We start from the raw sequence: 25,734 nt of genomic DNA, 5'->3' as shown, positions 1-25,734 counted from the left end.
CATGAAACGGCTCAGTCTGCTCGTCGCCTTGCTCGTCATGCTCGCGGGATGCGGGGATACCCATCGACCGAACGCCTTCCAATACAAAGATTCATACGTCGGGGACAACAGCGCCGTCTCGGGCATCGCCCAGACGTTGCCGATGCATGACTGCTACAAGTCGATCGAGCTACAGACGTCGAAGCGGCCGTACGGCTTGACGGTGCGCTATAGCGACCCGGAAATCGAGCGCATCGAGCAAGAACGGTTGGCAATCCGCAACGCGGCGACGTATTTCACGCTCGTCCAAAACGCGGAAATCGTTCGCTTCGCCTTCCCGAACCGGACGTACGCATTCTCACGCCCGGAGATGGAGGCGTGGCTCGACATCGACTTCTCGACGATCAAGTGGGAAAAAGAGTTGAAGGACCGCTTGGACGAGAAAATCAGCAACGAAGAACAGACGGAAGCCTATTTCAAGAGAATCTGAACGTGTGCGGAAACTTTCATCCGCACACGTTTTTTCGATATTTTCTGAAAATTATCGGGTAAAGGGTAGATGAAAGCGTTTTCTTGGCATTATAATAGAGTTAACTGAATGACTATTCATTCCAAGGAGGAAAAGCGATGAACAAACCGTGGTTGCAAGATTATCCAGCTGACATGCCGAAAACGATTGACTATGAGGTGAAGCCGCTCTATGATGCGCTATCCCGAGCCGCGACCGATTTCCCGAACAAGACCGCCATCTCCTTCATCGGCAAAGAGTTGACGTTCGCTGAAGTCGACGATGCGGCGAAACGGTTGGCGACGATGCTTCAATCGAAAGGGCTGCAAAAAGGGGACCGTGTCAGTCTGATGCTCCCGAACTGTCCGCAATTCGTCATTTCGTTCTATGCGGTCCTGTACGCCGGCGGTACGGTCGTCCAGACGAATCCGCTCTACACGGAGCATGAGCTCGAGAACTTAATCACGGACTCCGGTGCGAGCATCATCGTCACGCTCGACCTCCTGTATCCAAAATCACTTCGTGTGAAGCAGAAGACGGACGTCAAAACGATTATCACGACGAGTATCGCCGACTATCTGCCGTTCCCGAAAAATAAGCTGTATCCCATCAAAGTGAAGCGCGAGAACAATATCGTCATCGATACGACAGGTTCGGTCGCGTTCAAGGACTATAAACAGTTCGATCCAATCACGCCGGTTGCGGTCGACCCGAAAGAAGACGTCGCGGTGCTGCAGTATACGGGCGGGACGACGGGACTGCCGAAAGGCGTTATGCTGACCCACTTCAACTTGACGGCGAACGTCGACCAGATTTCGAACTTCTTCTATAGATATAACCGTGGTGATGAGAAACGCGTCTTATGCGTCGTGCCGTTCTTCCATATTTACGGCATGTCGTGCTGTCTGAACTTCGGGATGGCGAACGGATATGAGCTCGTCCTCGTGCCACGCTTCGACGTCACCGACGTCCTGAAGACGATCAATAAGAAGAAACCACACTTCTTCCCGGGCGCCCCGACGATGTACGTCGGTATCCTCAATGACCCGAAACTGAAGAAATACGACTTGTCGTCAATCGAGGCGTGTATCTCGGGATCGGCCCCGCTGCCGGTCGAAGTACAGGAGCAGTTCGAGAGCATCACGGGCGGACGCATCGTCGAAGGCTACGGCTTGTCGGAGACGTCACCGGTCACACATGCGAACTTCTTATGGGATAAACGGATTGTCGGCTCAATCGGGGTGCCGTTGTCGGACACTTCTGCTAAAATTGTAAAGGCAGACGGAGAGACACTGGCCGATATCGGCGAGATCGGGGAGATCATGCTGCACGGTCCGCAAGTCATGAAAGGGTACTGGCAGAAGCCAGAAGAGACGGCAGCCGTCTTGAAGGACGGATGGCTCGCGACCGGTGACCTCGGCTATATGGGCGAGGATGGATTCTTCTATATTGTCGACCGGAAGAAAGACATGATTATCGCCGGAGGCTTCAACGTCTATCCGCGTGAGATTGAAGAAGTGCTATACGAACATCCGGCCGTCAAGGAAGCTGTCTGTATCGGCGTACCGGACCCGTATCGCGGTGAGACGGTCAAGGCGTTCATCGTGACGCGTGACGGCACCAGCGTGATGGAAGAAGAGCTCGACAAGCACTGTCGCGAGAAGCTCGCAGCGTATAAAGTACCGAAGCTGTATGAGTTCCGGGAAGAGTTGCCGAAGACGTTCGTCGGTAAGATTTTACGTCGTGTCCTCGTCGACGAAGAGAAAGCGAAACAAGTGAAACAAAGCAGTTGACACAAGCGCGTCACATGATAGAATAATAAATGAATGAACCATCATTCATTTTTAAGCAGCGGTAAGGAGCTTGGGTGTTTATGACAAAGAATGGATCAAAAAGTGACCGCATTATCGATGCGGCAGTGAAAGTGATTGCGGATCATGGCTATCACGGTGCAAAGGTGACGGCCATCGCCAAAGAGGCGGGCGTCGCCGACGGAACGATTTATCTGTACTTCAAAAACAAGGAACATCTGTTGATTGAATTGTTCCAGACGAAGATGGGCCTGTTCATCGACTACTCGAAACAACAAATCGAGCGGGAGACGACGGCCGGCGACAAACTGTATCAGTTGATTGAGTCGCACTTGAAGCAACTATCGGCCGATTACGACCTCGCCGTCGTGACGCAAATCGAGCTCCGGCAGTCGAACTTGGCGCTCCGACAAAAGATTAGCGAAGTGCTCAAACCGTACTTGAACTTAATCGATGCGGTCGTACAACACGGAATCGACACCGGCGAATTCGATCGCGATCTCGACTATCGACTCGCTCGGCAGATGATTTTCGGCACGATCGACGAAGTGGTCACGAGTTGGATGGCGAGCGGCTTCAAGTATGACTTGATGTCGACGCTACCGAAAGTACACCATATGTTAAAAAAAGGGCTTGCTTAACCGTAAGCCCTCTCGCTAGCTCAAAAAATGAACGCTGATTCATGAATGATGGTGCGAACAACTTATAAGGGGGAACTACGATGAATATTTTTGTATTGCTGAAGCGTACGTTCGATACAGAGGAAGCGATTCAGCTCGAGAATGGGGAAATTCAAGAAGACGGCGCTGAGTTCATCATCAACCCGTATGACGAATATGCGGTCGAAGAAGCCATCCGTAAGCGTGACGATCTCGGGGGAGAAGTCACGGTCGTGACGGTCGGACCAGAAGACGCGGACAAAGAACTTCGGACGGCGCTCGCGATGGGTGCGGACAAAGCGGTCCGCATCTCAATCGAGGATGACGTCGAGGACGCAGACCATGTGACGATTTCGAAAGTGCTCGCCACGTACTTGAAAGAGCAAGCGCCAGATCTCATCTTCGCAGGGAACGTCGCCATTGACGGCGGTAGCGGCCAAGTCGCACCACGTGTCGCTGAACTGTTGGACATGAACTACGTGACGACGATCACGAAACTCGATATCGACGGCACGACAGCGACGGTCACACGCGACGTCGAAGGGGACACTGAAGTGATCGAAGTGGCGCTCCCGCTCCTCGTGACAGCGCAGCAAGGATTGAACGAACCGCGTTACCCGAGCCTTCCAGGCATCATGAAGGCGAAGAAGAAGCCACTCGAAGAACTCGAACTGTCGGACATCGACCTCGATGAAGACGAGATCGAAGCGAAAATCGAGACGATCGAACGTTTCTTGCCAGAAGAGAAGAAAGCTGGGCGCATCCTTGAAGGGGATACGTCGTCACAAGTGAGCGAGCTCGTTCAATTACTTCGCACGGAAGCAAAAGTCATTTAAGGGGGACACATAGATGAAAGCTTTAGTACTCGCAGAAGCGCGTGAAGGCGCGTTACGGAACGTATCATTTGAAGCAATCGCTGCAGCGAAGCAATTGACGGACGACGTGACGGCAGTCGTCATCGGGGATGACGTCAAAGCACTCGCGACGGAACTCGGGGAGTACGGCGCGGGTCGCGTCCTCGTCATCGAAGACGAGCGTCTCAAGCACTACACGCCGGACGGTTATGGGCAAGTGCTCCGCCAAGTCATCGACCAAGAGTCACCGGACATGATCGTGCTCGGTCATACGGCACTCGGGAAAGACATCGCCCCGAAACTCGCAGCGCGTCTTGACGCAGGTCTCATTAGTGACGTCGTCTCAATCGAAGGGTCAGGCAAAGAAGCCGAGTTCGTCCGCCCAATCTATTCAGGGAAGGCGTTCGAGAAAGTGAAATTCAAAGACTCGGTCATGTTCTTCACGATCCGCCCGAACAACATCGACGCACTTCCGCGTACGGCCGGGGCGAGCGCTACGGTCGAGACACCGAGCGTTGAACTGAAAGACCTCGCCATGATCGTCAAAGAAGTCGTCCGCAAGGCGACCGGCAAAGTCGACTTGTCAGAAGCGAAAGTCATCGTCGCCGGTGGCCGTGGTGTCAAGAGCGAAGACGGCTTCAAGCCGCTCGAAGAGCTCGCTGAACTGCTTGGCGGGGCCGTCGGTGCTTCACGTGGAGCATGTGACGCCGACTATTGCGACTACGCGCTTCAAATCGGTCAGACCGGCAAAGTCGTCACGCCGGACCTGTATATCGCCTGCGGCATCTCGGGCGCGATTCAACACTTGGCCGGCATGAGCAACGCCAAAGTCATCGTCGCCATCAACAAAGATCCGGAAGCGAACATCTTCAGCGTGGCCGATTACGGCATCGTCGGCGACTTGTTCGACGTCGTCCCACTCTTGACGGAAGAGTTCCGCAAACACCTCGTCAATAGCTGATATGCAGAACGTTTGGGGAAACGTACCCTCCGTGGTATACTCTGAACATGAAATGCATGAGGGTGCTTCATCCGGCTCTCACATCTTACTGGGGAGGTATTTACCAAATGGCTATTAAACACGCAACGACTCAAACATTTGAACAAGAAGTAAAAGAGGGCGTCGTCCTCGTCGATTTCTGGGCAGCTTGGTGTGGACCGTGCCGCATGATCGCACCGGTACTCGAAGAGCTTGACCAAGAGATGGGCGACCAAGTCCAAATCGTCAAACTCGACGTTGACGAGAACCCAGAAGTAGCGGGCGCTTTCCAAATCCAAAGTATCCCGACACTTATGATGTTCAAAGACGGACAACCTGTTTCGAAAACAATGGGCTTCCAACCAAAAGAAGCACTCAAAGAGTTTATCGCGACAGCACAATAATGCCCAAAACAACCGCTCGGGTTTCCCGTCGGTTGTTTTTTTATACGCCATTCTAAAATTGAATCGTGAGATTTTTTTTACATTTTCCGACGTGTTCTTTCATATTTAAAAGTTTTAAAATGATTTAGAATTGTGAATAAACGGGGAAGTTTTTATCATGGCTAAGAACGGAAAATTTACGTTATACTCATGTAGAGACGTGATGTAGTCAGATGAACCTACTTTTAGGTTCACCTTGTTACAGCACTTGTACGACTCTGTTCGAAGGAGGAATTTTCTTGTCGGTGTTACATCTCGCAATTTTATTGCCGCTTCTGGCGGCGCCGTTTATCCCGTTTCTGTTTCGGGCTTTGAAACGAATACATACGGGTTGGTTTGTGTTGGTCGTGCCAACGCTGTTGTTCGTGTACTTTTTCCGTTTTATCAGCGTCACGAGTGACGGGGGTGTCGTAACTGAAACGGTACGATGGATGCCATCGCTCGGCATCAACTTCACGGCGTATGTGGACGGTCTCGGTCTTTTATTCGCGCTCCTCATTACGGGGATCGGGGCGCTCGTCGTCCTGTATTCGATTTATTACTTGAATAAAGACAAAGAGTCGCTCGGTCATTTTTATGTGTACCTGCTCTTGTTCATGGGCGCGATGCTTGGTGTCGTCCTCTCGGACAACATGGTCGTCATGTACATGTTCTGGGAATTGACATCAATTTCGTCATTCCTGTTGATCGGGTATTGGTATGAAAAAGAGCGTTCCCGTTACGGGGCGCGCAAATCGATGCTCATCACTGTTTTCGGTGGGCTGTCGATGCTCGGTGGGATCGTGGTTCTCGAGTCGATCGTCGGCTCGTTCAGTATCCGTGACATGGTTGCAAACCAGGCGTTGATTGCGGAGAGTCCTTTCTTTATCGCAGCGATGATTCTCATCTTGCTCGGCGCCTTCACGAAGTCGGCGCAATTCCCGTTCCACATCTGGTTGCCGGACGCGATGGAAGCACCGACCCCGGTCAGTGCATATCTCCATTCGGCGACGATGGTCAAGGCCGGTCTCTATCTCGTTGCACGGATGAGCCCGGTGTTCCAAGAGTCACCGATCTGGCTCTGGACGATTGCAGCGGTCGGGACGTTCACGTTGTTCTGGGGTTCATTCAACGCGGTCAAACAGACCGATTTGAAAGGAATCCTCGCCTTCTCGACCATCAGTCAACTCGGACTCATCATGTCGCTCCTCGGCCTTGGTGCCGCGGCGCTTCATTATGACGGTATGGATGATAACATCTATATGGTCGCGACGATCGCGGCAATCTTCCACTTGATCAACCACGCGACGTTCAAAGGGTCTCTGTTCATGATGGTCGGGATTGTCGACCATGAGACGGGGACACGTGATATTCGCAAACTCGGCGGTCTCATGACCGTCATGCCGATCACGTTCACGATTGCCGTCATCGGTTCGTTGTCGATGGCAGGGTTACCGCCATTTAACGGCTTCCTCAGTAAAGAGATGTTTTTGAAGGCGACGACGAAGGTGTTCTCGATGGACTTCTTCGCGCTCGATACGATTGGTATCTTGATTCCGGTCGTCGCGTTCATCGCGAGCGTGTTCACATTCATCTACAGTTTGATCATCTTCACACGGACGTTCATGGGCAAAGCCCAATTCGACAAGTTGCCGAAACAGCCGCACGAGGCCCCGATTGGGATGCTGATTCCGCCGGCGATTCTCGCCATCCTCGTCGTCGTGCTCGGTTTCGTGCCGAACGTGTTGTCGAACTCGCTCATCAAGCCGGCCGTCGAGTCAATCTATCCGACGCTCGTCGCGAGCGGTCAAGATGTGAAGGTCGATATTTACTTCTGGCACGGATTGACACCTGAACTTTATATGACGATCGGGGTCATCTTGCTCGGGACGCTCATGTTCTTCACGATCAACAAGTGGATGGGAATCTATAATCGGATCCCACACCGCATGACGCTCAATGGCATGTATGACGGGTCGCTCGTCTGGTCGAATAACGCGGCGTACCGCTTTAAAGACAACTATATGACCGGTTTCATCCGCTCGTACTTGATTTACATTTTCGTCTTCATGTCGGGGATGCTCTTGTTCTCGATGTGGTGGTACGACTTGTTCAACTTCTCGTTCGGCGAGTTGGCCGAGATTGCGCCATATGAATATGTGCTTGGTGCCGTCATTGTATTGAGTGCTCTCGCAATTCTGTTCATGCGCTCACGCCTCCCGGCCATCATCTTGCTTGGTGTCGTCGGATATAGCGTTGCGTTGTTCTTCGTCTTCTTCGAAGCGCCGGACCTCGCGCTTACCCAGCTTGTTATCGAAACGGTGTCGGTTGCGTTGTTCCTGCTCGTGTTTTACCACATGCCTGACATCAGCAAGAAAGAAGCCCGGATGCGCTTCAAAGTCGGCAACGCCATCGTGTCTGTCCTTGTTGGGGTTACGGTCATGATGCTTAGTTTCATGACATTGTCGAATAGATCACTTAGCTCGATTTCGGAATACTATAAAGAAAACGTATACGATTTGGCTGCCGGTAAGAACATGGTCAACGTCGTCCTTGTTGACTTCCGTGGCTTTGATACGTTGTTCGAGATTATCGTCCTCGCGATTGCTGGTCTCGGTATTTATACGATGATTAAGTTTAGAACGACCGTACAACGCACGAAAGGAGACGATGCAAATGGACATGAAGCCAAAAAGTAATAAACGTGTCAATGACGTCATTTTACAGACGGCAGCGGTGATTATTTTCTTCATCATTATCGTCTTCTCGATTCACTTGTTCTTCTCGGGTCACTACTCACCAGGCGGTGGTTTCATCGGAGGTTTGATGACAGCAGCGGCACTCGTGCTCCTGCTCCTCGCCTTCGACTCGAAGACACTTGCCACAGTGTTGCCATTCGATTATCGGCGCATGACGGCACTGGGGGCGCTCATCGCCGTATTGACCGCGATGCATTCGATTTTCTTTAACTTGCCGTTTTTAACGCACGCCTACGATAAATTCGATTTGCCATTGCTCGGTGAAGAGACACTCCATACAGCGATTGCGTTTGACCTTGGGGTCTACTTAGTCGTCATCGGTGTCACGATGACCATCATTCAAACGATTGGAGAGAGTGAATAATGGAAATCTTCGTTAGCATCATTATCGGTGCCTTGACGATGTGTGCAGTCTATATGATTCTCTCAAAGAGTTTGTTGCGCATCATCATCGGTACGGCATTGTTTAGTCACGCCGCTCACTTGCTCGTCTTGACGATGGCAGGATTGAAGACAGGCGCCGCACCTGTCCTTGTAGACGGCGTGACCGATTATACCGACCCGTTACCGCAGGCGCTCGTTCTTACGGCGATCGTCATCAGTTTCGGGGTGACCGCGTTCTTCTTGGTACTTGCTTACCGCGCCTATCAAGAGCTGAGCACGGATAATATGGAGGAAATGAAAGGAACGGAATCGAATGATTAACTTACCTGTGTTTCCGATTGTCATCCCTGCGCTTGCGGCAATCATCATGATGTTCCTGCCAAAGAACGTTCGCCTTCAACGCGGCATGGCACTCGGGTCAATTGTTATCACGTTACTTGTATCACTTTTATTGGTGCATACCGTATCACAAGAGGGCATTCTGACCCTCAATCTCGGGAATTGGCCGGCGCCGTTCTCGATAACCCTCGTATCGGACATGTTATCGGCGTTGCTTGTCACGACATCGACGCTACTCACACTCTTCATTGTCTGGTTCGCCGTCCATTACTTCTCGGTCGCTTATGAGGAGAATTACGTGTACGTGGCGATGCTGTTTTTACTTGTCGGTGTCAATGGGGCGTTCACGACAGGTGATATCTTCAACTTGTTTGTCTTCTTTGAAGTGTTCTTGATTTCGTCATACGTCTTGATCGTCCTCGGCGGCAAAGGTGTCCAGCTACGCGAGTCGATTAAATACTTGCTCGTCAACGTGATCGCTTCGGCGCTGTTCGTCATGGCGGTCGCCTATCTATACGGTGCGGTCGGGACACTAAGTCTAGCGGACCTTGCTCAGAAGATTCCGCTTGTCGACAACCCGAACGTGATCTCGGTCATTGGGGTTATGTTCATCATCGTCTTCGGATTGAAAGGTGCGCTCGTGCCGCTCCATTACTGGTTACCGGGATCGTACGTCGTCGCTCCGACACCAATTCTCGCTTTGTTTGGTGCACTTCTGACCAAAGTTGGGGTCTACTCGATTCTTCGGACGTATACGCTCCTCTTCGACGTGAACGGTACGTTCTTGCAGACTTTTTTAATCGTCCTTGCCGTGCTCACAATCATCACAGGGATGGTTGGGGCAATCGCTTATAATGACGTGAAGCTCATCATCATCTACAACATTATGATTGCCGTCGGGGTAATTCTGTATGGGATTGCAATCAATACGCAGACATCACTCGAGGGTGCGCTCTACTACTTGATTCACGATATGATGATCAAAGCGGTGCTGTTTATGCTCGTCGGGATAATGATTGGCATTACTCGCTCCGGTCAGCTTCGCGATATGGGAGGATTGATCACACGCTTCCCGTTGTTCGGCTGGGCGTTCTTCATCGCAGCGCTCTCGCTTGCCGGGATTCCACCGCTCAGTGGCTTCTTCGGAAAGCTTCTCATCATTCAAGGTGGTGTCGGGGAAGGGGACTTGTTCGGACCGATTCTCGTCCTCATCTCGAGCCTGTTCGTCTTGTTCTCGGTCATCAAGATTTTCTTGTACGGCTTTTGGGGAGAAGAACGCAAGCATTATGACGGACCGCTCGTCCCATATACGAGCCGACTGCTCGTCCCGGTATGCCTGTTGCTTGCTGTGGCGGTCGCATACGGTTTCGGAGCCGAGCTGATGCATCCGTATATTACCCAGGCAATCGAACCGCTCACACAACCAGAACTTTACATCGATGCCGTACTAAAGGAGTGACAACGAGATGGCCTATCAAATCTTAATCAACTTTTTCTTGGCGTTCATCTGGATGTTCCTCACGGGATCGTTCACGACGTACGGTTTTCTCATCGGGTATTTGCTCGGTTTGCTCGTCATCTTCATGATGCGCCGCTTTTTCCGGGAGTCCGGTACCAATTTTTATTTTACACGCGTCATCAAGCTCGTGAAGTTGTTGCTCATTTTCTCGCGCGAGCTCGTCATGGCGAACTTTGAGGTGTTGCGCCTCGTCTTGAGTCCGAAACTTGAAATTCAGCCTGGTATTTTCCGATACGAGACGTCGCTCAAGTCGGGCTGGAAAATCAGCCTCTTGTCGATGCTCATCTCGTTGACACCAGGGACACTCGTCGTCCAAGTATCGCAAGACAATAAGATCCTCTATATCCATGCTCTTCATATGCCGGATAAAGAGGCGCTCAAGCAGGACATATATGATAACTTCGAATCAAGCATTAAGGAGGCGACGGAATGATGCATTGGTTAGACGTTTTGATTTATATCTCACTTGCCATCCTTCTCATCGCGATGCTGTTCATGTTGTATCGGGTTGTGAAAGGGCCGACGACACCAGACCGCGTCATCGCCCTCGACTCGATCGGGATTGCCCTCATCTCCGTCGTTGCGCTCTTGTCGATTTTACTGGACACGACGATGTTCTTTGAGGTCATCCTCTTGCTCAGTATTCTTGCCTTCATCGGGACAGTGGCGTTCTCGAAATATCTAGAGAGAGGAGCGATTATCCATCATGACCGCGACAATGATCTTTGATATATTGACCGGTGTATTTACAATCATCGGGGTGTTCTTCACTGTCGTGGCGGCAATCGGCCTCCTCCGGTTGCCTGACATCTACTCGCGAACTCACGCGGCGTCGAAGTCGGCAACACTCGGTGTCATGTTCGTCCTGTTCGCGGCGGTGCTCCATGTCTGGGTCGACCAGCGTGTCTTCGATGCCCGTCTCTTACTTGGATTGTTTTTCGTCTTGTTGACGGCACCCGTCGGTGGTCATTTGATTGCACGGGCGGCACATGCGAAAGGCGTACCGCTCTGGAAAGACTCGCTTCAGGACGCGTTGAAAGAAGATAAGGATAAAGGATTGGAATGATAAAAAAGACTCGCTGCGGCGAGTCTTTTTTATGTGTGACAATCGGCTGTGCAGAACCGTTCATATTGTGAGCTCCTCTAAGTTGATTGTCGTATGTTGGAGAAAACGTTAAATTAAATAGCTCAAGTCGGACGCGGACGTCGGATAGGCGAACTCCAAGTGTTTGACGTGTTGATGGGTGATATTGTTTTGTATAATGAACGAGAACAAGTTGATCAGTTCCGGCGCGTGTTGCCCGATCAAGTGGGCCCCGAGCACGTGTCCGTCCTTGCTGAGCAAGATGCGGGAGAACGCCGTCGTGTCGTTGATGCGCTCATACGTGAGGAAATGGGACAAGTCGTTGTCTTTACACTCGTAGTCGATGCCTTGCGCCTTGGCCTCGTCGACCGTCAGCCCGACCTTGGCAATCGGTGGTGTCGTGAAGACGACCGTCGGGGCGGGGCGCTCGGGGAGCGGACGCGTGTTGTTGCGGAGCAGGTTGAGCGCGGCGATGCGACCTTCCTGTCCGGCGAACGGGGTGAGGGCCGGGTTACGGCTCTTGGCGACGTCTCCGGCCGCATAGACGTTCGGATTCGTCGTCTGGAGAAACTCGTTGACCAAGACGCCGCCGTGGTCGGACTCGATGCCGGCCGCATCCAAGCGAAGTCGCTCGATGCTCGGAATCCGCCCGGTGGCGTTAAGTACGAGCCCTTCAAGGGTAGAGTCATCTGATAGTGTCACGACGTCGCCATTGATGTCGACCGGTTCGATTCCATAGCGGACATCGATCCCGATTTGAATCGTCTCATCGACAAGCCGTTTGACGACTTTACGGTCGAATGGCTTCAGCGCCCGCGACCGGACGAGGAGCGTCACGTCACATCCGAACCGGCGCAGAATATGGGCGAACTCGAAGGCGATATAACCGGCTCCGACGATGATGACGTGTTGCGGTAACACCTCAAGGTCGAAGACGTCGTTGCTCGTGATGGCAGCGTCTCCGCCGGGAATGTCGAGTGGACGCGGAATTTGCCCCGATGCGATCAAGAATTGATGCGCCGAAATTTCATGTCCTCCGATGACAATCGAGTCTTCATCGATGAAATGTGGTTCGCCTTCGAACAAATCGATGCCGTGTTCTTGCCAATGATGCATCTTCGTCGTCGGGACGGCAAAACGGTATTCGTCGACACGATGTTTGAAGGCGTGCCAGTCGAGCTTGAGTTCGCCGGTCACACCGAGCGGTTTCATCCGTTCGGCCCGGGCAATCAGGTTGGCTCCTTCCGCGAGCATTTTTTTCGGGTCACACCCGCGCTGCGGACATGTCCCGCCGAACGTCCAATTCTCGACAATCGCAATTTGTTTACCGGCGTCACGTAACACGCTGGCGGCCTGGCTCGCTGCCGAGCCGCTGCCGATGATGATGACATCGTACCGTTTCATTCAAAAACCCTCCCTCTGAGACTTCATCAATTTTTTCCCGTCTGGAAGGAACCTAAACTGAGGTGATCGAATTTGAGTCATTCTGACCACATTAAACATAAATTGGCGCTCCTCCCGGATGAGCCCGGCTGTTACTTGCATAAGAACGAGTACGGCGAAATCATTTACGTCGGGAAAGCGAAAAATCTGAAAAACCGGGTCCGGTCGTATTTCACCGGGGCGCACGACATCAAGACGATGCGGCTCGTGGCCGAGATTCGCGATTTCGAATATATCGTCACGGCGAGCGAACTCGAGGCACTCCTGCTCGAGATGACGCTCATCAAAAAGCACGACCCGAAATATAACATCCGCTTGAAGGACGACAAGTCGTACCCGTATATCAAAATCACGAACGAGCCGTATCCGCGACTACTCACGACGCGGAAGCTGAAACGGGACGGCGGCTTCTATTTCGGTCCGTATCCGAACGCCTACGCCGCCAACGAGACGAAGCGGTTGCTCGACAAGCTGTATCCGCTCCGGAAATGCCAACCGATGCCGCGCAAGCTCTGTCTGTATTACCACATCGGCCAGTGCCTCGGACCGTGTGAGCTTGCCATCGACACGGACGAGCAAAAAGAGATCGTCCAAGAGATTCGACGCTTCTTGAACGGGGAGACGAGCGAGACGCTCGCCAAACTTCAAGTCGACATGGGACAGGCTGCCGAAGACATGCAGTTCGAACGCGCCGCCGAGCTCCGTGACCAAATCCGGGCCGTCGAATCGATTATGAACAAACAGAACATGATTACGGCCGACCCAACAGCACGCGACGTCTTTGGCTACACACTCGACCGCGGCTGGATGTGCGTCCAAGTGTTCTATATGCGGGGCGGCAAGATGATCGAGCGCGACGTATCCCTGTTCCCACTTCATGGGGAACCGTCCGAGGAGCTCGAGAGTTTTATCGTCCAGTTCTACGAGCAGAACGTCTTGCCGAAGGAAGTGCTCGTCCCTGAGATCGTCCGCATCGATCTGTTGAACGAGGCGATCGGCACGAAAGTGATGCAGCCGAAACGAGGGGCGAAGCGACAGTTGCTCGACTTGGCGACGAAAAATGCAGGCATCGCCTTGAACGAAAAGTTCGAGTTACTCGCCCGCGACGAAGAGCGGACGCTCCTCGCCATGCGTGAGCTCGGTGAGGCGATCGGTATCCCAAACTTGTCGCGCGTCGACATCATCGACAACGCCAACATCCAAGGGGCGGACGCCGTCTCGGCGCTCGTCGTCTTCGAGGATGGCAAGCCGCTCAAGAAGGAATACCGGAAATACAAGATTCGTACCGTCCAAGGACCGGACGACTATGAGACGATGCGAGAGGTCGTGCGCCGTCGGTTCCGCCGTCTGTTGACGGAAGAGAAACGTCTGCCGGACCTGTTATTGATTGACGGGGGAATCGGGCAATTGAACGCCGCCCTCGATGTGCTGCAAAACGAGTTCGGGCTCGACTTGCCCGTCGGCTCGTTGAAGAAAGATGACCGTCACCGGACGAGCCAGCTCTTGTTTGGGGAAGGCGGCGGGGTCGTCGAATTGAATTCACGCTCGAGCGCGTTCTATTTGCTGCAACGTATGCAAGACGAGGTCCACCGCTTCGCCATCACGTTCCACCGCAGCCTGCGGACGAAGAAGATGACGAAGTCGGTGCTCGACGATATCCCGGGCGTCGGACCGAAGCGGCGTCAGCAGTTGATTCGTCATTTCGGGTCGATGAAGCAGATCCGTCTCGCCTCGCTCGAACAGTTGAAAGAAGCGGGTCTGCCGGAGAAGTTGGCCGAGACCGTAATCCAATACGTCCATGAGGAGACCGATGAATGAACCGAGACGCATTAGCCGATTTTCCAGACGAGACATCCCCTTTTATCGAACAGTTTATTCGTGGACTTAGTGACGTGACGGACGCGATTCGACATGCATACGTGCACGGGTCTTTGACGATGGGAGGCTTTCATCCGCGACAGAGCGACGTCGATTTACTGTTCGTGAGCGACCAAGACCTGTCGGACGAGGAACGGCTCGGTTTGATGCGACTGTGCCTGGAGACTTCGACGCAGCCTTATCCGCTCGAGCTGACCGTGCTGACGGAACGAGCGTTACAAGAATGGGTCCATCCGAGTCCGTTCGAGTTTCATTATAGTGAGCAATGGCGCATGCGGTTAGAAGAAATGTCAATCGATGAACTGCTCCATGAGCAACGCGGAATGACGGATCCGGATTTGGCCGCCCATCTTAAAGTCATTATGGAGCGGGGCCGTGTCTTGTTCGGGGCTCCGCTGCATGAGTTGTTGCTCGGGTTTGAGGATGGACATTACCGAGAAGCAATCAAGGGCAACGCGTTGGATTGCTTCAGCTCGCTCGAGAATCATCCCGTGTATAGCGTACTGAATCTCGTGCGGGTGATGGCCTATGAGATAGATGGACGTGTGCTCGCCAAACGAGAAGTGCTCGATTGGGCAAAGCGACAACCGATTCCGCCCGATCTCCTGCATGTCATTCAAAAAGCGGTAGCGGCGTATGCGGGCGAAGACATGACGTTCTCAAGGTCGGAGCTCATCGAGTTTCATTTCTTCGCCCATGAGCGCCTCTTCCCGCATGAAGAGATGGATGAGTTAGAGGATTAACTCAAAAAGAAAGAGCCGATGCGGTGTAAAAATCGCATCGGCTCTTCGTCATTCATACGTATCTTTTCGGTCTAGTTGGACGGTGATGTGGACGGCCTCGCGCGTCACGTCGGCATATCCTTCGGCGACGCATTGGAAACGACCCGCAATCTGTTCGGCTAAGAAGCCAGCCTCGAGCTGGAAGTAGCCCGTCGCCTTCTCTTGGGTTGCGGGTGGGGGCGTGAGCTCGAACAAGAATTTATTTCCTTTTTCTTTCAACAGCGTCAAATCTCCCCAGCCGGCCTCACTAAAGAAGGCGCTCAGTTCCTCATTGGGCATGACCGGGAACTTGCGTGCGACCCGTTTACCCGACCAATAGATGACTTGGGCGTAATCGTCCCCAAGCAAATCCGTCAACACATAATCGCGCAACAGTTCGATCGCGAAAGTGGGTTGGCTCATCGTTTCCATCTTCTTCCATCACTCCAATCTCTCTATACCATTATAACGACGAATCGGCTTTTGGTCACCGGGTATTTTGCAAAAGAATGTGTCACAAATCGGTCAGGTTGTCTTGTCATACAAAATTCACAAGAGTAGAATAGGAGACAGAAAGCTATATTTACATTTGAAAACGCTTTTATTTACAAAACGAGCCAAGGGCTCGTACAAAGGGGGAACTAGAATGGCTTCGCAGCGTGACTATTTCAGTCGTAAAGTCCATTCGCTACTTGGGGTCATCCCAATCGGCCTGTTTTTGATCGTCCACTTGTCGGTCAACTACTATATCGTCGATGGGGTGGAGTCGTTTAACAAGGCAGCAAAATTCATGGAGAGCTTACCGTACTTGTACTTCCTTGAAGTCACCATCATCGCTTTGCCGATGATTTTCCACGGCGTGTATGGCGTGTATTATGCGTTTCTCGGTTCGATTAACACGAATCGTTACTCATACGCGCGTAACTGGATGTACATGCTCCAACGATTCACGGGCGTCTTCCTCGTCATCTTCATCGCATGGCACGTTTGGGAAACGCGCTTGGCGAAGTTGCGTGGCGTTGAAGTGAATGCGGAGATGATGCAAAACATCGTCGACAATCCGCTCATGCTTATCTTCTACATAGTCGGGATCCTCTCGGCTACGTTCCACTTCGCGAACGGTCTCTGGTCGTTTGCCATCACGTGGGGGATCACACAGTCGCCTCGTTCACAGCGCTTCATGAGCTACGTCTCAGGCGCGGTCTTCTTGGCACTATCTTTTGTCGGCATCCGTTCAATCTTGACGTTCGCTGGCATCTTGTAATAGGGGGAAAAGTACATGGCAAATCAAAGTTTGATCGTCATCGGTGGCGGTCTAGCTGGACTCATGGCGACAATCAAGTCGGCTGAGATGGGTGTTCCGGTAAAACTATTCTCGCTTGTACCGGTCAAGCGTTCACATTCAGTTTGTGCACAAGGCGGCATCAACGGTGCCGTCAACACGAAAGGGGAAGGGGATTCTCCTTGGCAACACTTCGATGATACGGTCTATGGGGGCGACTTCCTCGCCAACCAACCGCCAGTCCAAAAGATGGCGGAAGCGGCACCGAAAATCATCCACATGTTCGACCGGATGGGCGTCATGTTCAACCGGACGCCGGAAGGTCTTCTCGACTTCCGACGTTTCGGCGGCACGCTCCATCACCGCACGGCTTACGCCGGTGCGACGACAGGGCAACAGCTTCTTTACGCACTAGACGAGCAGGTCCGTCGCTATGAGGCGCAAGGGCTCGTCGAGAAGTATGAAGGCTGGGAGTTCCTCCGGGCCATCATCGATGAATCAGGCGTATGCCGTGGTGCGGTCTGTCAGGATTTACGCTCGATGGAAATTAAAGCGTTCCCATCGGATGCGGTCATCCTTGCGACAGGTGGCCCAGGAGTCATCTTCGGTAAATCGACGAACTCGGTCATCAACACCGGCCAAGCGGCTGGAGCGGTTTACCGTCAAGGCGCGGTCTACGCGAACGGCGAGTTCATCCAAATCCACCCGACGGCGATCCCAGGGGACGACAAGCTTCGTCTCATGAGTGAGTCAGCACGTGGTGAAGGCGGACGTGTATGGACGTATAAAGACGGCAAACCATGGTACTTCCTTGAAGAGAAGTATCCGGCCTACGGAAACCTCGTGCCGCGTGATATCGCGACGCGTGAGATCTTCGACGTCTGCGTCAACCAGAAGCTCGGCGTCAACGGCGAGAACATGGTGTACCTCGACTTGTCGCATAAAGACTCGAAAGAGCTCGACATCAAACTCGGCGGTATCCTCGAGATTTACGAGAAGTTCGTCGGCGACGACCCGCGGAAAGTCCCGATGAAGATTTTCCCGGCCGTTCACTATTCGATGGGCGGACTCTGGGTCGATTACGACCAAATGACGAACATCCCAGGGCTATTCGCTGCCGGTGAGTGCGATTACTCGATGCACGGTGCCAACCGTCTCGGTGCCAACTCGCTCCTCTCGGCTGTATACGGCGGGATGGAAGCCGGTCCTGCGGCCGTTCATTACATGCGCGGTCTCGACCAAGCGACAGAGAGCGTGCCAGAAGCACTCTTCAACTTCAACGAACGTGAAGAAATCGAGCGGTTCAACGACATCCTCGCGATGGAAGGTACGGAAAACGCGTATCAAATCCACCGTGAGCTCGGCGAACTCATGACCGACAACGTCACGGTCGTTCGTTACAACGATAAGCTCGAAGCGACGGATCTCAAACTCCGTGAACTTCGTGAACGCTATAACAACATCTCCGCGACCGATACGGCCCGCTGGAGCAACCAAGGGGCATCGTTCATCCGACAGCTCGACCACATGCTCGACCTCGCACGCGTCATCACACTCGGCGCCTTGAAACGCGATGAGAGCCGTGGGGCTCATTACAAACCGGACTTCCCGGAACGTGATGACGAGCGCTTCATGAAGACGACGATGGCACGTTATAACAATGGGGAAGTCGATATCTCGTATGAAGAGATCGACGTTTCGTTAATCCCGCCACGTAAACGGGATTACTCGAAGAAAGGGGCGAAGACGAAATGACGACGCCGATGCAAGCAGATCAAAAAGACATTCGTTTTATCATTGAACGCCAGGACGGGCCGGATCAACCGACCTATACGGAAGAGTTTACCGTCCCGTACCGTCCGAATATGAACGTCATCTCGGCACTGATGGAAATCCGCCGGAACCCGGTCAACGCGAACGGGGACAAGACGACACCAATCAACTGGGACATGAACTGTCTCGAGGAAGTGTGTGGCGCTTGTTCGATGATCATCAACGGCAAGCCGCGCCAATCGTGTACGGCACTCGTCGATAAACTCGAGCAGCCGATCCGTCTTGCTCCGATGAAGACGTTCCCGGTCGTCCGTGACCTTCAAGTCGACCGTCAGCGCATGTTCGACGCGTTGAAAAAAGTGAAGGCTTGGGTTCCGATTGACGGGACGTACGATCTCGGACCAGGACCACGGATGCCAGAGAACAAGCGTCAATGGGCGTATGAACTATCGAAATGTATGACGTGCGGTGTCTGCCTCGAGGCATGCCCGAACGTCAACGACAAATCGAGCTTCATCGGACCGGCCGCCATCTCGCAAGTCCGTCTCTTCAACTCGCATCCGACCGGCGCCTTCCATGCGGAAGAACGTTTGGAAGCGCTCATGGAAGACGGTGGCCTCGCACAGTGCGGAAACGCACAAAACTGTGTCGAAGTTTGTCCGAAAGGCATTCCGCTCACGACGTCTATCGCTGCGATGAACCGTCAGACGACGCTTCACTCGTTCAAATCGTTCTTCGGTAGCGATAAAGGCCGCACCGGTTCTGCGGTTGAGGCGTAAGGGATCCGGATGACGAAGTACTTCCGGGAAGCCGATTGGGAAACACGTGTCAGAGCAGGGGTCGCGCTAGATGTCAAAGTCCGATTTTCGGAGTGCGACCCGTACGGCCATATGAATAACACGATTCCGTTCATCTATTTTGAGGATGCGCGCATCGAGTTGCTTGAAGCGACTGGGTTCTCGTTGAAAGATGGGTTCGTCGTCGTGGCGGACGCTCAGTGTGACTATGTCCGCCAGGTGATGCCGCGCCAACCGATCAAGGTGTATGCCAATGTCTTGACGGTCGGAAACACTTCATGTGATATTCATTACGGGGCATATGATGGAGAACAGCTCATGTTCGCGGGGCGCACGAGCCTCGTGCACTTGTCGAAATCCGGTCGTCCGACCGAATGGACTCCAGAATATAAAAATCGCTTGCAGAATTTTTGCGAATCCGCTATCATTTGATAATGAGTTCACAAACAATTATTTTGCAGGTCCGCCTGTAGAATTGAAATTTGAAGGGAGACTATCACGTCATGGAAAAAACGTTCACAGTCGTTGCAGATTCAGGAATTCACGCTCGTCCAGCTACACAGTTGGTTAACACAGCTTCTAAGTTCCAATCAGATATCAACCTTGAGTACAACGGTAAGACAGTAAACCTCAAGTCAATCATGGGTGTTCTTTCACTCGGAATCGCTAAAGATTCTACAATCAAAATCACTGCAGCTGGTGACGATGCAGAAGAAGCGGTTAACACGCTTTCTGACATGCTCACAAGCGAAGGTCTTGCTCAGTAATTGAGCGACGGACGAGGCGGCCAATCGGCTACCTCGTCTTTTTTGTTTGTCACGAGACCGTTTCTTTTTCAGAATCGGCTTTTTTGGTAAGATAGATGGGAATGGAAGTGATGATCATGAAACGAGCGATTGGAGTACTCGATTCAGGAGTTGGCGGCTTGACGGTGGTCAAAGAACTGATGCGCCAACTACCGAAAGAAGAAATTATCTATATCGGCGACACGGAACGGTGCCCGTATGGCCCGCGCCCGCACGATGAGATTGAAGCCTATACGTGGGAACTGATTGAGTTCCTGTTAAGCAAGAACGTGAAGATGATCGTCATCGCCTGCAACACGGCGACAGCAGTCGTCTTGAAAGAGGCGCGCAAACGCCTCAACATCCCGGTCATCGGTGTCATCGACCCGGGAGCCCGCGCGGCCGTCAAAGGGACGCGCAATAAACATATCGGCGTCATCGGTACGAAGATGACGATCGAGAGCAACTCGTACGAGACGGCGCTCCGGCACGTGGCCGGCGAGATTGATGTGTACTCGCTCGCCTGTCCGCCGTTCGTCCCGCTCGTCGAAGCCGGCGAACTCGACGGGGAACGCGTCCGCGCAATCGTTGCCGAGACGATTCGGCCGCTCCAATCTTCCGAGATGGATACGCTCATCCTCGGGTGCACGCACTATCCGTTGCTCGCGCCGGTCATTCAAGACGTCGTCGGACCGGACGTCCACTTGATTTCGTCCGGTGACGAGACGGCGCTCGAAGTGGCGGCCATCCTGGACTTCAAAGAGCTCGAGAACGACCTCGACACGGTCCCGGCGCACCAGTTTTATGCGACGGGGGACGTCGTCATCTTTGACCGGCTCGCGACAGAGTGGCTCGGTCAGCCCGTGAGAGCGGAGAAAGTAGAGGTGTCCGGTGTCGATGCGTAACGAACGAAAACAGGACGAGCTCCGGCCCGTCGAAATCGTTCCTCATGTGAACAAGCATGCGGAAGGATCGGTCCTCATCTCGATTGGGGACACGAAAGTCATCTGTACGGCGACGGTCGAAGAACGCGTCCCGAACTTTTTGCGCGGCAAGAAGCAAGGCTGGATTAACGCCGAGTACGCCATGCTTCCACGCGCGACCGGCAACCGTACGGTACGTGAGTCGGTTCGCGGGAAACAGTCGGGCCGGACTATGGAGATTCAGCGTCTCATTTCCCGGTCGCTCCGCTCGGTCGTCGATTTGGAACGGCTCGGCGAACGGACGATTTGGATTGACTGTGACGTCATCCAAGCGGACGGGGGCACGCGCACGGCCTCGATCACCGGCGGTTTCTGCGCCCTCGTCCTCGCGGTCGATGCGCTCATCCGTCAAGGCAAGCTTGACGACACGCCGATTAAAGAAGGCGTCGCGGCCATCTCGGTCGGACGGACCGACGAATTGCTCCTTGACTTGAACTACGAAGAAGACGCCGCGGCTGAGGTCGACATGAACGTCGTCATGACGGCGAGCGGACGTTTCGTCGAAGTGCAGGGCACGGGGGAAGAGGCGACGTTCACGTTGCTCGAGATGAACGAGATGCTCCAGATGGCCCAGAGCGGGATCGAGACGCTGTTCAAGGCGGCTGAAGACGCGCTCGGTGCCTCATGGTGGTATGTCGGGGAACAATTGGAGGAGACAACATGAAGTTGATTATTGCGACACATAACGCAGGAAAAGTGAAAGAGTTGGAGGCGATGTTGACGCCGCTCGGCTTCGAGGTCGAGTCATTGCTCGACTATCCGGACGCGCCGGAGACGGACGAGACGGGCACGACGTTCGAAGCGAACGCCGAACTGAAAGCGAAGGAAGCGGCCCGTTACTTCGGCCATGCCGTCCTCGCTGACGACTCGGGGCTTGAAGTCGACGCGCTCGACGGGGCACCGGGTGTCCATTCGGCCCGCTTCGCCGGACCTGAAAAATCGGACGCGGCGAACAACGCCCTCTTGCTCGAGAAGTTGAACGGGGCGACCGACCGGACGGCACGCTTTATCTGTGCCCTCTGTCTGGCCAAACCATCAGGGGAGACGTTGACGGTACGCGGTACGATTGAAGGGACGATCGGCTACGCGCCGCACGGGGAGAACGGCTTCGGTTACGACCCGCTCTTCATCGTCCCGTCGCTCCATAAGACGGCAGCAGAACTTGAACGCGACGAAAAGGCGGCGGTCAGTCACCGCGGTCAAGCACTACGAAAGTTAGAGGCAGAAATCATTCCGTTCATGAAAGGGTGACCCGTATGCGTTTTCTCGTAGTCAGTGACAGTCACGGATTGACAGAAGAACTATCGATCATCTTTAATCGGCACGAACAAGAAATTGACGACGCGTATCATTGCGGCGACTCGCAACTCGCGCTCGTCGACGAGCACCTACTCCCGTATCACACGGTGCGCGGCAATTGCGACTTCGGTGGCGACTTGCCGCTCGAGCGAATCGAGGAGACGGCTGAAGGCACGATTCTTATCGTCCACGGCCATCACCACGACGTGAAGTACGACTTGAACCGGTTGCGTTATCGGGCCGAAGAGGTCGGGGCGAACGTCGTGTTGTTCGGCCATTCGCACGTCGCCGGAGCGTTGATTGAGGACGGGGTGCTCTATGTGAACCCGGGCTCGATTCGGATGCCGCGCGGACGGAGTGACAAGACGTATGTACTGATGGATCTCGAGAACGGGCAGGCCAACGTCCGCTTTTATCGGTCTGAGGACGGTTCAGTCGTCGAGGATCTCGATGTGAGCGGAAAGCTGTGACGGAATGAAAAGAAGGAATTGACAGCAAACCATTTTTCTATTATAGTTTTCTTGTCAATGTCCCAATAGCTCAGCTGGATAGAGCAACGCCCTTCAAGACAAATAGGAGCCTTTATAGGGAAACAGAAACCTATGGAGTGGACGACACTATATCGGTGAAGCCTTAACAGATCATGCTGATGGTAATACCGAGGAAACTTATTTCCTTTCGGGGACAAGATGGTTCGAAGGACTAAAGGTCATCCTTTAGAGGTAGAGCCATTGAAGGAGCACCTTGCTCGTGAGGTTCCGTAGAGACTACACGTGTCGCACCTGAAATGGTGAAGATATAGTCCAGACTACAAACAACACACGTTGGTGGCGAAAGCCATGGTGGTAAGCTAAGGCGTCGGTCGGGGGTTCGAATCCCTCTTGGGACACTTCCATTTAAAATAGAGATAGCCTCCACGGAGGTTGTCTCTTTTTTCGTTTTTCGGGGTATTGATTGACAACGAATCGATTCCTAACGGAAGATGGAGATGAATGGAAAGGGTGTGGAGAGATGGCAAAAGAGAAAGCGTACCCGTTTCCTGGGAACTGGTCGCGGCTTCAGAAGATGATTCAAGAGGCGGACACGGCCGGAGAACGGCAACGGGTCGAACCGATTCTGTGGGATTGGTATGAGGCAGTGCCCGGTGATCCCTTTGTTTTCATGGAACTATTCCAATGTCTGATGGAACGTCCGGAAGAACCGGAGACGCTTGAGAAACTCGAAGAACTCGTCACGACTCAGATGACGGTCGCAGAAGAACCTGCAGCCGGCGGGCTTCAAATCGCCCAGTATTACATCATGCGTGACCAACCGTTCGAGGCGGCCCATTGGATCAATCTCTATCTCGAATGGCAAGAGAAGACCGATCACGTCAACACACAAGCACATCAAGTACTGCAAGTGTTGAAGTTGACCGAGTTCCCGGCCGCGATTGCCAAAGTGAAGCGAATCCTTCATCGAGGCGGAATCGGCGAACAGATCGAGACGCTTGAACACGTCCATTTCAATATCGACGATGTCCTCGACAACGTCTTGAAAGAGCTCCTCGTCGCGGAACGTCCAAAGTTGATGAAGTTGATCGTGCTCCAAAAAGCGTTCGACGAGTTGTCGGTCATCGAATGGACCGATCTCGGGACACGGCACCGATTGACGCAAGACGAGGCGACCGTGCATACGCAAGCGTGGGAAGCGATGACCAATCAATTGCAGCGGGTCGTGTACGGTGACGAGATTGCGACACAACTGCTTATGAATTACATGTACACGCACTACCCGTTCACACCACGAGAAGCGTCTGACGTGGAGGTGGCGCTCGGACAGGCGAAAACGGCCATCTTGCAACACGAAGAAACTGACGGCCTAGCAGCGGAAATCCTCGAGGCGGACATGCGTTTCACCGAGGCGTTTCTAGACTAAATCCTTGTGTGCAGTCGCCGGATTTATGTTATAATACGGATTGTTGTACATTCTTGTACGTATAAACGAATTGTTGGAGGGACTTAGCATGACAGCAAAATGGGAAAAAACATCAGGTAGCCAAGGCGTACTCACGTACGAAGCACCTGCAGAAGCTTTTGATAAAGCAGTCGACGCCGCATTCAAAGATGTCGTCAAAACTTTGAACGTGCCTGGCTTCCGTAAAGGGAAATTGCCACGCCCAATGTTCAACAAAATGTACGGAGAAGAAGCACTCTATCAAGATGCGCTCGATATCCTCTACCGTGACACAGTTCAAGGTGCGGTCGAAGAAGCTGGTTTCGAACCAATCGCTCTCGAAAACATCGATGTAGACGGCACGCTCGAAAAAGGCAAACCTGTAACGTTCAAAGTAACGTTCGTCGTTGAGCCAGAAGCTGAGCTTGGCGAATACAAAGGTCTCGAGTACGAAGCTGTTGAAACAACAGTCACTGACGAAGAAGTTGCAGCTGAACTTGACGCGCTTCAACAGCAAGGCGCAGAGCTTGCTGTCAAAGAAGGCGCAATCGAAAACGGCGATACAGCTGTCTTTGATTTCGCAGGTTTCGCTGACGGAGAGCAATTCGAAGGCGGCACGGCTGAAAACTACACGCTCGAAATCGGTTCAGGCCAATTCATCCCTGGATTCGAAGAGCAAATGGTCGGCTTGACGGCTGGCGAAGAAAAAGACGTTGAAGTAACATTCCCTGAAGAGTACCACGCTGATAACTTGGCGGGTAAACCAGCGACATTCAAAGTCAAACTTCACGAAGTCAAAGCGAAGCAAGTTCCTGAGCTCGACGACGAGTTCGCAAAAGACATCGACGAGTCAGTTTCATCACTCGACGAGTTGAAAGCGAAAATCCGTGAGCGTTTAGAAACTGCGAAGAAACAAGAAGCGGAAGGCACAATGCGCGACCAACTCGTCGAGCAAGCAACAGCTAACGCAACAATCGACGTACCTGCAGTACTCGTTGACCAAGAAGTAGATCGCATGGTTCAAGAGTTCGGCACACGTGTTTCTTCACAAGGAATCGACCTCGACATGTACTTCCAGCTTACTGGAACGACTGAAGAAGCGATGCGCGAAGAGATGAAAGAGCAAGCTGAAGAGCGCGTTAAAGCTCGTCTCGTCTTGAAAGCAATCGCTGAGAAAGAAGCGATCGAAGTGTCTGACGAAGATGCTGAGAAAGAACTCGAAGAAATGTCTAAACTTTACAACATCGCACCGGATCAACTCCGCACGATGCTCGCGCCACAAGGCGGAATCGAGACACTTAAAGGTGACCTCAAATTCCGTAAAGCGATCGACGTTCTCGTTGAAAACGGGAAAGCGAAGTAATCGGATGACAGAAGGACGGCTGCCTAGCAGTCGTCCTTTTTTTCGTCACGACACTTTGCATGTGTTTATCTTTGATGAAGTGATTTGTTCATGCTACAATTATTGCAACGCAGAGATGTAAATGTCTTTTCACGGTGC

28 protein-coding genes are annotated in these 25,734 nt (G+C 52.9%); 26 read left to right on the top strand and 2 right to left on the bottom strand.

Annotated features, from left to right (window positions below; genetic code table 11):
* Window position 1: 1 nt before the first annotated feature.
* The 13 genes from KNP68_RS05565 (at window position 2) to mnhG (ending at window position 11,279) form a co-directional block, all read left to right on the top strand.
* Window positions 2–469 carry a DUF4825 domain-containing protein gene (locus KNP68_RS05565; protein WP_029595873.1) on the top strand — a complete coding sequence of 156 codons (468 nt, stop codon included), beginning with the start codon at window positions 2–4 and terminating at the stop codon, window positions 467–469.
* Between the two features lie 137 nt (window positions 470–606).
* The gene (locus KNP68_RS05560; protein ID WP_214755724.1) at window positions 607–2,280 is read left to right on the top strand and encodes an AMP-binding protein; all 1,674 of its coding nucleotides are present in this window, start codon (window positions 607–609) and stop codon (window positions 2,278–2,280) included.
* Between the two features lie 80 nt (window positions 2,281–2,360).
* Complete coding sequence (locus KNP68_RS05555; protein WP_021066819.1) at window positions 2,361–2,939, top strand: fatty acid metabolism transcriptional regulator FadR; 579 nt, start codon at window positions 2,361–2,363, stop codon at window positions 2,937–2,939.
* A gap of 80 nt (window positions 2,940–3,019) precedes the next feature.
* Window positions 3,020–3,793, top strand: coding sequence for an electron transfer flavoprotein subunit beta/FixA family protein (locus KNP68_RS05550; RefSeq protein WP_021066820.1), 774 nt, complete (start codon window positions 3,020–3,022; stop codon window positions 3,791–3,793).
* A 13-nt stretch (window positions 3,794–3,806) separates the two neighbouring features.
* Entirely contained in the window at window positions 3,807–4,772 is a 966-nt protein-coding gene (locus KNP68_RS05545) for an electron transfer flavoprotein subunit alpha/FixB family protein (protein ID WP_131471059.1), read from the top strand.
* A gap of 107 nt (window positions 4,773–4,879) precedes the next feature.
* Window positions 4,880–5,194 (top strand): thioredoxin, encoded by a 315-nt coding sequence (trxA, locus tag KNP68_RS05540; protein WP_021066822.1) that lies wholly within the window; start codon window positions 4,880–4,882, stop codon window positions 5,192–5,194.
* Between the two features lie 278 nt (window positions 5,195–5,472).
* Entirely contained in the window at window positions 5,473–7,911 is a 2,439-nt protein-coding gene (locus KNP68_RS05535; protein ID WP_131471060.1) for a Na+/H+ antiporter subunit A, read from the top strand.
* On the top strand, window positions 7,895–8,335 hold the full coding sequence (locus KNP68_RS05530) for a Na(+)/H(+) antiporter subunit B (protein ID WP_131471061.1): 441 nt from the start codon (window positions 7,895–7,897) through the stop codon (window positions 8,333–8,335). The genes KNP68_RS05535 and KNP68_RS05530 overlap by 17 nt, the downstream gene beginning before the upstream one ends.
* Window positions 8,335–8,676, top strand: coding sequence for a Na(+)/H(+) antiporter subunit C (locus KNP68_RS05525; RefSeq protein ID WP_131471062.1), 342 nt, complete (start codon window positions 8,335–8,337; stop codon window positions 8,674–8,676). Before KNP68_RS05530 ends, KNP68_RS05525 begins: the two co-directional genes overlap by 1 nt.
* On the top strand, window positions 8,669–10,153 hold the full coding sequence (locus KNP68_RS05520) for a Na+/H+ antiporter subunit D (RefSeq protein WP_131471063.1): 1,485 nt from the start codon (window positions 8,669–8,671) through the stop codon (window positions 10,151–10,153). Before KNP68_RS05525 ends, KNP68_RS05520 begins: the two co-directional genes overlap by 8 nt.
* Window positions 10,154–10,160: 7 nt before the next feature.
* Entirely contained in the window at window positions 10,161–10,646 is a 486-nt protein-coding gene (locus tag KNP68_RS05515; protein WP_131471064.1) for a Na+/H+ antiporter subunit E, read from the top strand.
* Window positions 10,643–10,942 (top strand): Na(+)/H(+) antiporter subunit F1, encoded by a 300-nt coding sequence (locus KNP68_RS05510; protein ID WP_131471065.1) that lies wholly within the window; start codon window positions 10,643–10,645, stop codon window positions 10,940–10,942. The genes KNP68_RS05515 and KNP68_RS05510 overlap by 4 nt, the downstream gene beginning before the upstream one ends.
* On the top strand, window positions 10,920–11,279 hold the full coding sequence (gene mnhG, locus KNP68_RS05505) for a monovalent cation/H(+) antiporter subunit G (protein WP_214755725.1): 360 nt from the start codon (window positions 10,920–10,922) through the stop codon (window positions 11,277–11,279). Before KNP68_RS05510 ends, mnhG begins: the two co-directional genes overlap by 23 nt.
* A gap of 108 nt (window positions 11,280–11,387) precedes the next feature.
* On the opposite strand, the gene KNP68_RS05500 is transcribed toward mnhG, so the two are convergent.
* Window positions 11,388–12,701 (bottom strand): dihydrolipoyl dehydrogenase family protein, encoded by a 1,314-nt coding sequence (locus KNP68_RS05500; RefSeq protein ID WP_131471067.1) that lies wholly within the window; start codon window positions 12,699–12,701, stop codon window positions 11,388–11,390.
* A 72-nt stretch (window positions 12,702–12,773) separates the two neighbouring features.
* Between KNP68_RS05500 and uvrC the strand changes: the two genes are divergently transcribed.
* Entirely contained in the window at window positions 12,774–14,558 is a 1,785-nt protein-coding gene (uvrC, locus tag KNP68_RS05495) for an excinuclease ABC subunit UvrC (RefSeq protein ID WP_029595863.1), read from the top strand.
* Window positions 14,555–15,361 (top strand): aminoglycoside adenylyltransferase domain-containing protein, encoded by an 807-nt coding sequence (locus tag KNP68_RS05490; RefSeq protein WP_131471068.1) that lies wholly within the window; start codon window positions 14,555–14,557, stop codon window positions 15,359–15,361. The genes uvrC and KNP68_RS05490 overlap by 4 nt, the downstream gene beginning before the upstream one ends.
* Window positions 15,362–15,409: 48 nt before the next feature.
* Here KNP68_RS05490 and KNP68_RS05485 read toward each other — a convergent pair whose 3' ends face one another.
* Entirely contained in the window at window positions 15,410–15,802 is a 393-nt protein-coding gene (locus KNP68_RS05485; RefSeq protein WP_242678873.1) for a YslB family protein, read from the bottom strand.
* Between the two features lie 223 nt (window positions 15,803–16,025).
* Here KNP68_RS05485 and KNP68_RS05480 point away from each other — a divergent pair, with 223 nt between their 5' ends.
* From KNP68_RS05480 to tig, 11 genes are all read left to right on the top strand, one after another.
* Window positions 16,026–16,643 carry a succinate dehydrogenase cytochrome b558 subunit gene (locus KNP68_RS05480; RefSeq protein WP_021066834.1) on the top strand — a complete coding sequence of 206 codons (618 nt, stop codon included), beginning with the start codon at window positions 16,026–16,028 and terminating at the stop codon, window positions 16,641–16,643.
* 15 nt (window positions 16,644–16,658) lie between these two features.
* Entirely contained in the window at window positions 16,659–18,416 is a 1,758-nt protein-coding gene (gene sdhA, locus KNP68_RS05475) for a succinate dehydrogenase flavoprotein subunit (RefSeq protein WP_131471070.1), read from the top strand.
* Window positions 18,417–18,424: 8 nt separating this feature from the next.
* The gene (gene sdhB / locus KNP68_RS05470; RefSeq protein ID WP_207391685.1) at window positions 18,425–19,213 is read left to right on the top strand and encodes a succinate dehydrogenase iron-sulfur subunit; all 789 of its coding nucleotides are present in this window, start codon (window positions 18,425–18,427) and stop codon (window positions 19,211–19,213) included.
* 9 nt (window positions 19,214–19,222) lie between these two features.
* On the top strand, window positions 19,223–19,663 hold the full coding sequence (locus tag KNP68_RS05465) for an acyl-CoA thioesterase (RefSeq protein ID WP_131471072.1): 441 nt from the start codon (window positions 19,223–19,225) through the stop codon (window positions 19,661–19,663).
* A gap of 71 nt (window positions 19,664–19,734) precedes the next feature.
* A complete protein-coding gene (locus KNP68_RS05460) occupies window positions 19,735–19,998 on the top strand; it encodes a phosphocarrier protein HPr (protein ID WP_021066838.1) in 264 nt (87 codons plus the stop codon).
* A 116-nt stretch (window positions 19,999–20,114) separates the two neighbouring features.
* Window positions 20,115–20,921: a glutamate racemase gene (racE, locus tag KNP68_RS05455; RefSeq protein WP_031200117.1), complete on the top strand. Its 807-nt coding sequence runs from the start codon at window positions 20,115–20,117 to the stop codon at window positions 20,919–20,921.
* A complete protein-coding gene (gene rph, locus KNP68_RS05450; RefSeq protein WP_131471073.1) occupies window positions 20,914–21,663 on the top strand; it encodes a ribonuclease PH in 750 nt (249 codons plus the stop codon). Before racE ends, rph begins: the two co-directional genes overlap by 8 nt.
* Entirely contained in the window at window positions 21,660–22,250 is a 591-nt protein-coding gene (locus KNP68_RS05445; RefSeq protein ID WP_131471074.1) for an XTP/dITP diphosphatase, read from the top strand. Before rph ends, KNP68_RS05445 begins: the two co-directional genes overlap by 4 nt.
* Before the next feature lie 5 nt (window positions 22,251–22,255).
* On the top strand, window positions 22,256–22,768 hold the full coding sequence (locus KNP68_RS05440; protein WP_131471075.1) for a metallophosphoesterase family protein: 513 nt from the start codon (window positions 22,256–22,258) through the stop codon (window positions 22,766–22,768).
* Window positions 22,769–23,309: 541 nt separating this feature from the next.
* Entirely contained in the window at window positions 23,310–24,215 is a 906-nt protein-coding gene (locus tag KNP68_RS05435) for a hypothetical protein (protein WP_131471076.1), read from the top strand.
* Between the two features lie 88 nt (window positions 24,216–24,303).
* Complete coding sequence (tig, locus tag KNP68_RS05430; RefSeq protein ID WP_021066844.1) at window positions 24,304–25,596, top strand: trigger factor; 1,293 nt, start codon at window positions 24,304–24,306, stop codon at window positions 25,594–25,596.
* The last annotated feature ends 138 nt before the right edge of the window (window positions 25,597–25,734 follow it).

It is taken from the genome of Exiguobacterium sp. s50, assembly GCF_018618175.1.
GTDB classification, from domain to species: Bacteria; Bacillota; Bacilli; order Exiguobacteriales; family Exiguobacteriaceae; genus Exiguobacterium; species Exiguobacterium chiriqhucha.
The sequence above is the reverse complement of the archived record's forward strand: the minus strand, read 5'-3'. Positions and strand labels throughout refer to the sequence as shown.